General features: G+C 55.3%; 13 protein-coding genes. 3 read left to right on the top strand and 10 right to left on the bottom strand.

Annotated elements, in window-relative coordinates:
• Window positions 1-4 precede the first annotated feature (4 nt).
• The 7 genes from JIN85_RS00455 to JIN85_RS00425 form a co-directional block, all read right to left on the bottom strand.
• Window positions 5-1237, bottom strand: a complete 1233-nt coding sequence (locus JIN85_RS00455; protein ID WP_325107823.1) for a competence/damage-inducible protein A — start codon at window positions 1235-1237, stop codon at window positions 5-7.
• A gap of 31 nt (window positions 1238-1268) precedes the next feature.
• Window positions 1269-1883, bottom strand: coding sequence for a TVP38/TMEM64 family protein (locus tag JIN85_RS00450; RefSeq protein ID WP_200266469.1), 615 nt, complete (start codon window positions 1881-1883; stop codon window positions 1269-1271).
• A 72-nt stretch (window positions 1884-1955) separates the two neighbouring features.
• Entirely contained in the window at window positions 1956-2906 is a 951-nt protein-coding gene (locus tag JIN85_RS00445; protein ID WP_200266467.1) for a thioredoxin family protein, read from the bottom strand.
• A gap of 106 nt (window positions 2907-3012) precedes the next feature.
• Window positions 3013-5778 carry a methionine synthase gene (gene metH / locus JIN85_RS00440; RefSeq protein WP_200266465.1) on the bottom strand — a complete coding sequence of 922 codons (2766 nt, stop codon included), beginning with the start codon at window positions 5776-5778 and terminating at the stop codon, window positions 3013-3015.
• A 36-nt stretch (window positions 5779-5814) separates the two neighbouring features.
• A complete protein-coding gene (locus JIN85_RS22095; RefSeq protein ID WP_425494624.1) occupies window positions 5815-5970 on the bottom strand; it encodes a GxxExxY protein in 156 nt (51 codons plus the stop codon).
• An 80-nt stretch (window positions 5971-6050) separates the two neighbouring features.
• Window positions 6051-7145 carry a homocysteine S-methyltransferase family protein gene (locus JIN85_RS00430; RefSeq protein WP_200266461.1) on the bottom strand — a complete coding sequence of 365 codons (1095 nt, stop codon included), beginning with the start codon at window positions 7143-7145 and terminating at the stop codon, window positions 6051-6053.
• Window positions 7146-7213: 68 nt separating this feature from the next.
• Window positions 7214-7654, bottom strand: a complete 441-nt coding sequence (locus JIN85_RS00425) for a deoxycytidylate deaminase (protein ID WP_200266459.1) — start codon at window positions 7652-7654, stop codon at window positions 7214-7216.
• 99 nt (window positions 7655-7753) lie between these two features.
• Here JIN85_RS00425 and rarD point away from each other — a divergent pair, with 99 nt between their 5' ends.
• Both rarD and JIN85_RS00415 read left to right on the top strand, forming a co-directional pair.
• On the top strand, window positions 7754-8629 hold the full coding sequence (gene rarD, locus JIN85_RS00420) for an EamA family transporter RarD (protein ID WP_200266457.1): 876 nt from the start codon (window positions 7754-7756) through the stop codon (window positions 8627-8629).
• 54 nt (window positions 8630-8683) lie between these two features.
• Window positions 8684-9388 carry a zinc ribbon domain-containing protein gene (locus JIN85_RS00415; protein WP_200266456.1) on the top strand — a complete coding sequence of 235 codons (705 nt, stop codon included), beginning with the start codon at window positions 8684-8686 and terminating at the stop codon, window positions 9386-9388.
• A 6-nt stretch (window positions 9389-9394) separates the two neighbouring features.
• Here JIN85_RS00415 and JIN85_RS00410 read toward each other — a convergent pair whose 3' ends face one another.
• From JIN85_RS00410 to JIN85_RS00400, 3 genes are read right to left on the bottom strand one after another with little or no spacing between them, the layout of a single operon-like run.
• Window positions 9395-11266, bottom strand: coding sequence for a hypothetical protein (locus JIN85_RS00410; RefSeq protein ID WP_200266455.1), 1872 nt, complete (start codon window positions 11264-11266; stop codon window positions 9395-9397).
• On the bottom strand, window positions 11263-11826 hold the full coding sequence (locus JIN85_RS00405) for a PulJ/GspJ family protein (RefSeq protein WP_200266454.1): 564 nt from the start codon (window positions 11824-11826) through the stop codon (window positions 11263-11265). The genes JIN85_RS00410 and JIN85_RS00405 overlap by 4 nt, the downstream gene beginning before the upstream one ends.
• A complete protein-coding gene (locus JIN85_RS00400) occupies window positions 11823-12395 on the bottom strand; it encodes a type IV pilus modification PilV family protein (protein ID WP_200266453.1) in 573 nt (190 codons plus the stop codon). The genes JIN85_RS00405 and JIN85_RS00400 overlap by 4 nt, the downstream gene beginning before the upstream one ends.
• Between JIN85_RS00400 and JIN85_RS00395 the strand changes: the two genes are divergently transcribed.
• Complete coding sequence (locus tag JIN85_RS00395) at window positions 12381-12935, top strand: hypothetical protein (protein ID WP_200266452.1); 555 nt, start codon at window positions 12381-12383, stop codon at window positions 12933-12935. The genes JIN85_RS00400 and JIN85_RS00395 overlap by 15 nt on opposite strands.
• The last annotated feature ends 1 nt before the right edge of the window (window position 12936 follow it).

The following is a 12936-nucleotide window of genomic DNA, read 5'->3' as shown; positions in this document are numbered from 1 at the left end:
AAAATCACTCTGCCAGCCGTCGGCGCACCCAATCGAGTGCCGATTGGCTGGCGGCTTGCTTGAAATCCTTTCGCTTGCGTGGGTGGTAGACTTTGATGGCAAGAGTCGGCCGATCTTTCATCGCCAAGCCAATCCAGGCCGTCCCCACCGGTTTTTCCTCGGAACCGCCGGACGGTCCTGCGATGCCGGTGATCGACACCGCAATATCCGCCCCGCTCACCCGCAGCGCGCCTTCGGCCATCTGCCGTGCCACCGGCTCACTGACTGCGCCGTGTTGTTCCAAATCGGTCTCGCTAACCCCGAGCAAATCGACTTTTGCCTCATTCGCGTAAGTCACAAAACCATGGGTGAAAACCGCACTTGAGCCAGGGACGTTGGTGATGCGGTTGGCGATCAGTCCCCCTGTGCAACTTTCCGCAGTGGCCAATTTGATATTCCGCTCGGTTAAAAGTCGAACCACCACTCGTTCCAGGGAACTTCCGTCATCGCTCACCAGCTTGGAAGCAAAGGCATCCAGAGCAATTTGCCGCCCCGATCGGACAGCATCTTCTTCACCAATCAGTCTCAAATCGACCTCGCCCACATGCGCGCAGTAGCCGTATTCCAGTCCTGGAACCGCAGCCAGCTGCGCATCGATTTGCTGATGGAAATCGCTCTCGCCCACCCCGGTGAATTTCAGTTCCAACGCCGGGGGGAATGATTCGATCCCGGACAGCGCTTTCAATTTCGGCACCACCTCATCATGGAACATCGGATAGAGTTCACGCGGAGGACCAGGCAGCAAAAATACGGCGCAATTCGCCCGCCCGTTCAGCCGAGGCGGCACGTAAACCCCGGGCGCAGTGCCATTCGGATTTGGCAAAACATCCGCGCCAACCGGCACCAATGCCTGCTTGAGATTTGACGGTGCCATTTTCAATCCGCGGACGGCAAAGAATGCCTCCAGCGATCGCAAAGCCGCCTCATCCGTGATGAGTTCGATTCCCAATACCTCAGCCGTGATTTCCCGGGTCAAATCGTCACTGGTTGGGCCTAAACCACCGGTGACGATCACTGCATCGGCGCGACTCACACTTTCTTCCAGCGCCTCGCGGATCGCGTCACCATCCGGGACGGTGGTTTGTCGGGTGATCCGCAGTCCCAGTTTGAACAATTCCCGCCCGAACCATGCGCCGTGTGTGTTGAGCGTGTTTCCAAGTAAAAGCTCCGTTCCGGTATTTAAGATCTCGATCCGCACACCCGGAACATTCTCCGGGTGGCAGGGCAACTCAAGATCTGAAATTCCGGAAACCCACCGCCGCCAGCCAAAGCAATGCCGGCACCACCAGACTCAGTCCAAATGTCCAGGCGGGGGCGACGGTTCCGATAGACCCCACCCATGCAAACAACATCCCCATGGGAATGCTTCCGCAAACCAACGCGACGAAGAATCGTGGAAATGGCATGCGCAATAAACCTGCGCTGCAGCAGATGACCTCTGGCATGATCGGCAACGCGCGCGAAAGCGCGACCATCCAGCCGCCACCCTTCCGGAAAAGTTGCTCGCCGCGCTCGAAATCACCACCCAGCCACCGTTTCGCAACTTTCTCGCTGCAAAGCCTGCCGATGCCGTAGCCAAGCAAGCCCGTTGAAACCAAGCCGACGCAGCCGAAAAAACCGCCGAGCAAAGCTCCGTAAATCCAGCCAAGCCCTGACAGCACCACCGTCCCAGGCACCGGAAGGAAAAAGTCAGCGAGCAAAAGTCCGATTCCTGCCACCCATGCCCATTTACCCGCGGCGGCAAGGGTTTCGGGAGTCAGCCAAGCCTCCATCGAATTTCCCCACAGCATCCAGGTCACGAGCACCAGGATGGCCGGAACGACAAAAATCAACCACAGCCGCATCTTGGACTCATCCGCGCATAAAAAATGCCGCCTTGCAACTGCAAGGCGGCATCGAAATCAGGATCTCAAAGATTATTCCTTATCCTTGGTGCCTTCCACTGGCTTAGCAGGCACGCCTTGGCGTGGGGTCGCAGTTCCAGCTTTTGCCTTCATGGCCTCAATGCTTGCTTTCATCTTATCGATGTTTGCGACGACCGGGCTTTCAGGAGCATAGGCCTTCGCGTCGTCAAGGGTCTTGAGAGCCTCGTCACGCTGACCTTTCATCATCTGAATCTGGAATTTGGTAAGAGCGATTTTCTGCGCGTTTTCACCTGGCCAGGTTTCTCCGAGTGATTTGCTCGCATACTCAAGAGCACCATCCATGTCTTTAGCTGCGGCGAAATCGTTGATTTTCGACTCGAAGTTGGCAAAGCGCTGCTTCTCATCGTAATTCTTTTTGAAACCAGTGGTGTCTTTTGGATCCGCAGCAAAGATTTCTTCAGTCACATTCGGATAGAAATTGGCGACCAACTCGTCACTGAGGTTCATACTCTTGAGGACGGAGACGAGGGCTTCAGCTTTGGCAACGCCTTCTGCCTTGGAAGCTTCTTCCAGGCCCTTGTCGCGGGTTTCCTTCGCATTGCGGAGTTCGTCCAGCTGAGCCACATACGTTACCGGGCCACCTTCTTTATAACCAGTTGCTGCATAAGGAGCACCAGAAGCATCGGTCAAAAGGATCGTTGGATAACCTTTGATCGCGTAGCGCTTCGCAAGCTCTGTGTTTTGAGCCTGAGTCTCTTCGGAAATGATCGACTTGTCGCGTGGGTAATCCAGCTCAACGAGAATGAATTTGTCCTTCACGCCGGTTTTGAATTCGTCGTGTTGGAACACTTCCTTATCGAGCTTGATGCACCATCCGCACCAATCGGAACCGGTGAAATCGATCAGAAGGTCCTTGCCGGTTTCAGCAGCTTCCTTCTTCGCTGCCGCATAATCGGAGGTCCAACCTTCTTTGGCCGCAAATGCGGTGCTGGAACAAATCATGGCCGCAATCACGGCGCTTCTTGTGATAAAATTTGGGATCATCATGGCACTTAGCGGTAACGATTCCGAGAATCGTCTGAATGACTCATTTTTTTTCGAATCATCTTCAGGCCGAGTATCCAAGCCATGGCCCCAACCATTTTTCAGCTTCTGTTAGAGTAAATCCTTTCCGCTGCGCATAGTCTTCGATCTGGTCCTGCTGCAGTTCCGAGATCGCGAAATAATGGCATTCCGGATGGGAAAAATAGAGACCACAAACCGCCGCGCCCGGATGCATCGCACAGCTTTCCGTTAGCGTGACACCGGTCGCCGCACTGGCATCTAACAGATCGAACAACAAAGGCTTTTCGGTGTGGTCCGGTTGCGCCGGATAACCGGGAGCCGGCCGGATGCCGCGATAATTTTCGTGAATCAACTGATCGTGCGTTAACTCCGCTTCCGTTTCATACCCCCAGCGAACGCGGGCACGGTGGTGCAGCAACTCGGCAAATGCTTCTGCAAAACGGTCGGCAATCGCTTTCACCATGATCGAGCCATACGGATCGTGCTCCTTTTCCAGTTCGGCCGCGAATTCATCCGCGCCGTGAATGCCGACGACAAAGCCGCCGACATAATCCGCTTTTTTGCCAGGCGCGACCCAATCGGCCAATGCCACATTCGGCTTGCCCGAGTCTTTTTTGACCTGCTGGCGCAAGCTGTGGAAACGCATCCGCTCGGTCGCGCGATCTTCATTTTCCCAAACGATGATGTCGTCGCCGTCGGCATTGGCCGGGAAAAATCCGTAGATGCCGGAAACCTTGAAGCGGTTCTCGGCGATGATGCGCGCGATCCATTCCTGCGCTTCCTGATACAGCTTCGCCGCTTCTGCCGCACCTTCGGCGTTTTTGGTTTTGAGAACTTTCGCTTGTCGATCCCACACACCGCGCAATTCCCAAGCGTGGAAAAACGGTGTCCAGTCGATGTATTCGGCCAGTTCCGCCAGCGATTGATCCGGAATGACCTCTGTTCCCAAAAATCCCGGCACCGGCGGCGCGTAGCTGTCCCAATCGTAGCTCGGACCCGCTGCGCGAGCTTCTGCCAAACTCAGCGTTTCCTTTTTCGGCCCACCGTGGAAATTGTCGCGCAGCTTCTGTTGTTTCGCCCGGTTTTCCGCAGCGAACCCTTCCTTTTGATCCTTCGAAAGCAGCGAGGTCGTGACCGGAACAGAGCGCGACGCGTCCAGCACGTGAACGACCGGGCCAGAGTAATGTTCCGCGATCTTGATCGCCGTGTGCGCGGCCGAGGTCGTGGCCCCGCCCACCAAAAGCGGAACGGTAAATCCTTCGCGCTCCATTTCCTTCGCCACATGCACCATTTCGTCCAGCGAGGGGGTGATCAGCCCGGAAAGCCCGATCACATCGGCACCGATCTCCTTGGCTTTGGCGAGAATTTTGTCGCAGGCAACCATCACCCCCATGTCGGTGACTTCGAAGCCATTGCAGGCCAGCACCACGCCGACGATGTTTTTGCCGATGTCATGGACGTCGCCCTTTACCGTCGCAATCAGGAACCGACCGGCAGACCGACCGCGCTCGGCAATTTTCAACGCCTCTTCGTCGGAAAGCTCAGGTTGCTTGGCTTTGATTTCCGCGATGTCGCCCGCCAGATTCGCCGCCTTGTCGGCTTCCATGAACGGGGTCAGCCAGGCGACCGCTTTTTTCATCACCCGCGCCGATTTTACGACCTGCGGCAAAAACATTTTACCGGCACCGAAAAGATCGCCGACCACGCCCATGCCATCCATCAGCGGACCTTCGATCACCTTCAGCGGGCGCTCGTATTTCACCCGAGCCTCTTCCGTGTCTTCGTCGATGTATTTGTCGATTCCCTTGAGCAACGCGTGCTCCAGCCGTTTTTCCACCGGCTCTTCGCGCCAAGTGAGATCTTCCTCGATTTTCTTGCCGCCAACGCCCTTGAAACTTTCCGCCAGATCCAGCAAGCGCTCGGTCGCATCCGGACGGCGGTTCAACAGCACATCCTCGACATGCTCCAGCAAGTCCTTCGGGATTTCATCGTAAACCTCGAGCATGCCCGCATTGACGATGCCCATGTCCATGCCCGCCAAACCGGCGTGGTAAAGGAAGGCCGAATGCATCGCCTCGCGCACCACGTTGTTGCCGCGGAAGGAAAATGAAATATTCGAAACACCACCGGAGACTTTCGCTCCCGGCAGGTTTTGTTTGATCCACCGCGTCGCATTGATGAAATCGAGCGCGTAGTTGTTATGCTCTTCAATACCGGTCGCGACGGTCAGAATGTTCGGATCGAAAATGATGTCGTCCGGGTTGAAGCCGACCTCATCGACCAAAATGCGATACGCGCGTTCGCAAATGCGGATCTTTTCTTCGTAGGTCGCCGCCTGGCCGTTTTCGTCGAAAGCCATCACCACCACCGCCGCGCCGTAGCGCATGATGTGGCGGGCGTGCGACTTGAATGCCTCCTCGCCTTCCTTCAGCGAGATCGAGTTCACGATGCCTTTGCCCTGCAGGTATTTCAGGCCTTCCTCGAGGATTTCCCACTTCGACGAATCGACCATGATCGGCACCCGCGCCACATCCGGCTCGCCCTGCAACAGCCGCAGGAACCGGCCCATCATTTCCTTGCCATCGATCAAGCCGTCATCGAAGCAGATATCGATGACGTTCGCGCCGTTCTCCACTTGTTGGCGGGCGACCTCGACCGCCGCTTCCAAATCCCCTGCCCTTACAAATTTCGCGAACCGCGGTGAGCCGGCGACGTTCGTCCGTTCCCCGATCATCAGGAACCGTTTTTCGGCGGTGTGATTGTAGGCTTCAGTTCCGGAAAGCCGGAGCGCGTGAGGAATAGTAGGCATGATTGTAGAATTTGAACCGCTAAGGCGCGAAGTTCGCTAAGGAAGAGGAGTTTTGATTTCCTGGTGATGATTTACAAATCTCTTGATGCCATGCTTGAGGAGCGGGACATGAAAATTGATCAAAAAGCCTAACGATTTACGCGAAAGTTTCAGGTAAGTAAGGATCTGCGCCTTGAATGCAGCATCAACCATTTCTGATGCGATCTCCTCGATACCTTTCATCACAACCTATCTTCCTTAGCGAACTTCGCGTCTTTGCGGTTCAATTTTCTTCACCGCACAACCGGCACCTGACGGGGTTGGTGGTTGGCCACAGCTTTCGCGATGGCGGCGATGTGATCCGGGGTGTTGCCACAGCAGCCGCCGGCGAGATTGAGCAGTCCGGCTTTGGCGAAATCCGATAAAAACTCGAACATGTGCTGCGGCTCCAAATCGAAACCAGTCGGAGCCAGCGGGTTCGGCAACCCGGCGTTCGGATAGCAGGAAACGTGGGTCGCTGCGCACGCGGAAAGTTCTTCCAAATGCGGCTTCATCAAGTCCGGTCCAAGCGAGCAGTTCAGCCCGACCGCGAGCGGATTGATGTGCGAAAATGCGTTCCACAAGGCCTCGACCTTTTGCGCGGAAATCATCGTTTCACCACCAAGCCCGACGGCTGCGGAAACGATCACCGGCAGCTTGAGCCCATCGCTTTCGAAAACCTCCTGGATTGCGACGACCGCAGCCTTGGCGTTGAGAGAATCGAAAATCGTCTCGACCATCAAGATGTCGCAACCGCCTTCGATCAGGCCGCGAACCTGACGCGTGTAGGCTTCCTTTACCTGGTCAAACGTGACCACGCGAAAGGCGGAATCATTCGCATCCGGCGAGTTTGTCAGCGAAACGGTCAAGGGTCCGATCGCTCCGGCCACGTAGCGACGCCGGCCGGTATCGGTGCCGATGTCATCCGCCCATTTCCGGCAGAGCTGGGAAGATTTGACGTTCATTTCCCAGGCGAGGTCGTTCAGGAATGAATTCTCCAGGATTTTCTGGAAGAACTCGGGATCTTTGCGCCCGCCATGCTCGCGCGGGTCTTCGACGAAGAACTCGCTTTGCGCGATCCCGGTCGCGGAAAAGGTGTTGGTTTCGCAAATGTCCGATCCCGCCTCGTAGAAGCGTTTGTGGATGTCACCAATCACGTCCGGACGACTGATCGAGAGGATGTCACCGTTGTTGAGGAGATCTTTCTCGTTCTTCGCAAACCTTTCACCCCGAGCGTCTTTCTCTTCCAATCCGTAAGTGCGGATGGTGGTTCCCATGGCGCCATCGAGGACGAAAATTCGTTCCGCGAGCGCACGTTGAAGGTCTGAGGTCGGATCGGCCTGGGGCATGGCAAAACGATAGTCGATGAATGCCGCCGCTCAAGCAACAAATCGTCGCATCATGATATGATGATGGATTAAATTTCGTCCGGGATTCCGATCCGGGGAAAATCCGTGACTTGCTGCAATTTCACGCCATACAGCTCCGCGATTTCCGGAGCATCGGAGACGTGGTAGATTTCGAGAAAGTAGATTTCCTTGATGCCATACGCGCACAGCGTCTGCATGCACGCAGTGCAGGGCATGGTGGTGGTGGCCACCAATTTCGCCTCGCCGCGACGAAACAGGCTGCAGAGGTTGACCTCGGCATGGAGCATGAATTTCTGCCGCGCCTCGCGATCGTCCCAAAAATCCGGTGGGGCGACATAACCCGGTGCCAATCCGTTGTAGGCGGTGCCGATCACCCGATTGTCGAAATCCAGCGCGGCGGCACCGACTTTTCGATATGGATCTTCCGAACGGAGGCTCGCCACATGGGCCAGCGCCATCGCGTATTGCGGGATCGAGAGTCGTGACATCCCCAGCACCCTGAATTTCCACAGGACTAGTGCCAAGCGCCAATCCGGGATCGGTCGATTCCGCTTGGAAATCCCAAAAATGGCACCCAGCGTGCCACCGTGTCTACCGCCCGCTCCGGAGTTCTCGCTGCCATCGCTGCATTTACCTTATGGGGAATTCTGCCGATTTTCTGGAAGCTCCTCGGATTCTTGCCCCCGGCAACCATCGTCGCCCAACGCACTGTTTGGTCGTTGTTGCTTTTGCTGATCGTGCTCCGTTTAAGAGGGGAAACGGGCGGGCTATTTCGAGCGCTCAAGAAACCGGCCACGGTCGGTTGGCACTTGTTATCTGGCATTTTGCTCTCGCTAAACTGGACCATCTACGTCTGGGCCACCCTGCACGGCCACATCATCGAAAGTGCCCTCGGTTACTACCTGAATCCGTTTTTCAACATGCTCGCCGGGGCATTGTGGTTCGGTGAAAAGCACAACCGGGTGCAGTTGGCAGCGATCGCTCTGGCCCTGGCAGGCGTCGCGATCCAACTCCCGGCGGCGGGAAAAATCCCATGGATCGCTCTGATTCTGGCCGGCACCTTTGCCACTTATGGGGTGGTGCGAAAAAAAGCACCGCTCGAGGCGCTAAGCGGCCTCACCGCAGAAACGCTACTGTTAGCACCCATCGGGATCGGCTGGATTTTACTCCACTCCCCTAGCACTTCATTCGGCCAGACCGGTTTACAAATGGGACTGGTGGTTTGCAGCGGACTGGTTACCGCCGTGCCACTGCTTTGCTTCGGTTTCGCCACCCGGAAAATCAGCCTCACCACTCTGGGCATCCTGCAATTCATCGCGCCCACGCTGCAGTTTCTCGTCGGCTGGCTGGTGTATCATGAAACGCTGACTTCCACTCGACTTTACTCATTCACCCTCATTTGGCTGGCCGTTGGCGTGTATGCTTGGGACGCGATGCGCAAAGCTTCCTCATCATCAACTTGATGCCGGAAACATCCCGGGGCTTGCCCCCGCCCGACCGGCAGTCTAACCAGAGGCATGCTTGATGAAGTTCGTTCGCTGCTTATTCTCCAGGACCGCGATCGTCGGCTCCTTTCGATCGCCAAAGATCTGGAAAAACTTCCAAACGACGAGGCCCGGGCGAAAACCAAACTGGCGGGCGATGAAGCCGCTGTCACCAAAGCCCACGACGCGCTGCGTGAATCAGAGCTCAAGGTGAAAAAAGTCGAAATGGACGCGGAAACCCGCCGCACCACCATCAAGCGGCTACGCCAGCAGCAATTCGAAACCCGCAAGAACGACGAATACCAGGCACTGAACCACGAAATCGCGCGCTACGAAAAAGATGTCGACTCGCTCGAAACCCAGGAGCTTGAGGCGATGGAGGAAACCGACAAGTTCCGCTCTGCGCTCAGCACTGCCGAAGCTGCCCGTGCCCAAACCCGGAAACTGGTCGAGGAAGACCTCGTTGCCATCGATGTCCGCCGCAAAAAACTTCTCGAAACCCAAAAGGAAGTCGAAGCCGAACGCGAACCCATCGCCGCCACCATCGATGGCACTCTGCTTTCCATCTACAATCGCTTGATGAAGTCCAAAGACGGCCTCGCCGTCTCGCCGATGACCGAGGGCCGCTGCGGCGGATGCCACATGAAATTGATCGCGTCTTCTGTGATCAAAGTTCAGACCGGCCGGGAACTCGCCCAATGCGAAAACTGCAGCCGCATTCTCTATTGGGACGATTGATCGGCCCTACTTCACTTCCTCCAGCACCACCAGCCAGTTCATCATCATGATCGGCGGCAGTTCCTCCACGGTGCGGATCGGCGCCAGATCCATCGAAACATCCAAGTCCTCCCCCGAACCGCTCTGGGTTTGCAGTGGATCAATCGCATCGTCATCTCCCTGCTTGTTTTCGTCTTTCAGTGAGCCGATCTGACCGGCGAATTCAACGGACTTGGGCGTTTCATTGGCGCCATAACGTTTTTCCGGAGCAAAAATCGAGCACGGTGGATATTTATTATCCAAGGCCGAGGACTTATCGGAGATTTTCTCTTGGTTAAAGTCGTCATCGATATAAAGGCGCAAGTTCGAAACCAGGGAAAACCCTTTGGGGAAACTGGTTAGATCCGAGCAATTACGCAGGACCATTGCCACATTCCCGGCATCGATTGTTCCGGCATCAGCATCCCAATTCGGCTTATAGCTGGCCCCCAGATAGGCCGAGCGGTAATCGACATTCACTGCGATGGAATCATTCACGGAAGTATCTGCGCCGCCAACACTCGCCAGCCAAGCAGCCAGCATATCCGGCTTCAAAACCACCGCAGTTTGCGCACTGATTACAGTATCGACCTCGAAAGGAAGGGCACCATCATTCCACTCGGCTGCAGCATACTCACGGTCAACTCGATCGCCCGTCGCATTCAACCATGACATGCGGATGCTGGTCGGCTTGCTATCACCATCAACTGCCACCACATCGAGCTGCATCGCACACTGCACCGAGCCCATGGTGTATTCATCCCACGTCGTTGGTGAAACGGTGTCTGTTCCACCGACCGGATTGCTACTGGCAAAGCGGTCGAAAAATAATGCGCCGCGATTGATCGGCACAAAGGCGACGCGACCGCTCTCTGAAGAAACCGCAACATCGGTGGATTCCTCACCGCGCCGAAGCGCCAATTGGTCCACACCAGCACCGCCATTAGCCCTGCCAGCGAAGACGGTCCCATCAATGGTGGCCGCATCCCATGCATCCCCTTGGAGATTCATGAATGCAGATGCGGAAAGTGCCAGCTGAGACGGCACTTCATAAATTGACAGCACGAACTTCCGGCCAAATCGAGCAACCTTGGTGGTCGCGCGATCATGCGCTCCCAGATCCATCTCGAACGCCCACCAATTGCGTTTGGCGACGAACTTTCTTTGGGTCGATCCATTTTCAGTAAAGAAATAACCGAAGTTGATATCTGGATAATTCAAGACCTGAAAGCGGCTTTCCTCACCCGCCAGTTGATACATTTTGTCGTTCGCAATGATCGGATAATCATAATCCAACTCCATGGTGGCGGAATTAATCGCCTCAGCAGAATTCCACACCAGTAGTGGTGGGTAACCGTTCCGCGGAGTTTTCCAGGGATCAACTGACGAATCAAAGGAAACCGCTGGCGAAACCCATTCTTTCGAGTCGCCAGATCTATGAATGCTGCCGAACATTTCACCAGGCGATCCGATACTGAAGGGCTCCGCATCCTCATCCGAACTCAGGCGGATATCTCCGATGTTTCCCGTAGTTCCGTCCGTGCGTAAAATATTCGCATCCTCGACTGCCTTGGTGAAAATCGATTCCCAGGTCCGTTCATCCGCCGCACCGCTTGAGACAGGAGCATAGCGCATCGTATTGATGGCTTGATTCGGCACATTTGAGACGATGGATCGCAGGATCGCATCCTCCTTTTCACCGTAATCCACATACAGTTGAACATCCGCCTGCACCGCATGGGATTTCATCGCGCTGCGATAGGCGAAGATCATCATGAAAGTGAGCAAGACGCCGGTGGAGATCACCATCAACAGGGTGATGAATCCACGATTGCGGCGATGATGGAAGGTGAGTCTCATTCGCTGATGTCCCCGGAATACGAGGGGTAACTGTAATAGGATATCTCTTCTCCGGCCGGCCCGGTCAGCGCCATTTCAACAACACCGTCTTCGATCTCAAATACGACACCGACGTTTTCACCGCTGGTCAATTTTGCCACTGTCCATTGCTTGGTCCACACGGGATTATTCCCCGTGTCCGTGGTGGTGAAATAAGCCAACTCCAGAGTCTCTTCGTTGTAACCCAGAACCGAGGATGTCCACGTTCCATCCGGCTGACGGAAATGCATCAATAACGCATTCGCATCCTTGCTGCCTGAATTTGGATCTTCCGTTAGCCCGTTATCCTTGAGGTATTTCAACTCCACCTGATCCGCCTTGGCCATCACACGGGAAAAATACATATTCATCATCGGGGCCTCATCGATGAGAAATCCCTGTGCCCGGTAAATGGTGAGAAATGAGACCTGCTGATTCACCACCGCCAGCAGCATGGCACCCACAGTAATGCCAAGCCCCATGGCCAATGCCAGTTCGATCAGAGTAAACCCCCGTTGGTGATGACCGCGCTGGATTTTCATTGCATTCGAATGATGGTACGAGATTTCTCGTAGTTTCTACCGCCAATGGTATATTTCAGCGTGCTTTCCAATTTCCAGATCTTCATGGCCGCCGGATTTTCATCCTCATGCAGATTTCCATTTTCAGGATTATTTGAATCCGCAGTCATCACCCGGGTGACCGATCCCGTGACTTCCTTTCCTCCTGGAAGTTTACCAAGCAGCACATCATCCGTCGTATTCGCCGTCGTGGTCCAAAGGGAAACACTGGCATCGTCTTGGTTCAGATCCGAAAAAGAAATCCGTTCGGCCCGCGCCCGTTCCCCGGAAAGATAGGCATCCGTGAGGCTCTGCTGCATCATCCACTGTCGCGGATAAACGACGTTGAGAGACAATTTGAGCATTACCATGCCGATAACGACCAGTAATGCCAGCGCCACCGTCACTTCCAATAAGGCAAACCCGGCTTGAGCGCTTGATCGCGGCTTGTGGCGGGTTTCGATTCCGCCTAAACTGCCTGCGTGTTCCTTGCTGCCAGAAAACTGATCCTCACCGCGATTCTGATGGCTTTCGCCATGGGTCCGGCTCATGGGCAAGCACTGGTCGACCCTCCCTTCGGCCTGCGCTGGGGAGATTCTCCGGAAAAGTTGATAGACTGGGCCTCCCGACATTCGCTTGACGTTACTATTTCTCTGCCCGGAGATCAACCCGCATTGCGCGTGGTCCGCATCCAACCCCGGAGCGGTTATTTGCCGGACACCAAGGCGGCCGCTGTCGAGGGGCGATTTCTCACCGGCCGCATGTATGAGCTGACGGTCGATTACTCGGATCCTTCGGCCACCTCGGACATCATTCTGGCCCGATTCGAGGACCTGAGAAAACAGCTTGGCGCCGAATACGGAGCTTTGACCACCGACCGGAAAAACCGGACCATGGAAGATCAGTATGTCACTCGGACCGAGTCTTGTCATCGTGAACCAGTCAAGGGGCTGATCTTGTTGCTCGCTCTCACGGAAGTCGAAGATCTTCTCCGCCAGAAAAGTGAGGCCAAGGTTTCGTTGATTTATCGAAATGAGAATTTGCGATTGGAATTGGTGAAGGCCGAAAAAGCCCATCAGCCGGAAAAGTGAA

The organism is Luteolibacter pohnpeiensis (genome assembly GCF_016595435.1).
Lineage (GTDB): Bacteria > Verrucomicrobiota > Verrucomicrobiia > Verrucomicrobiales > Akkermansiaceae > Luteolibacter > Luteolibacter pohnpeiensis.
The sequence above is the reverse complement of the archived record's forward strand: the minus strand, read 5'-3'. Positions and strand labels throughout refer to the sequence as shown.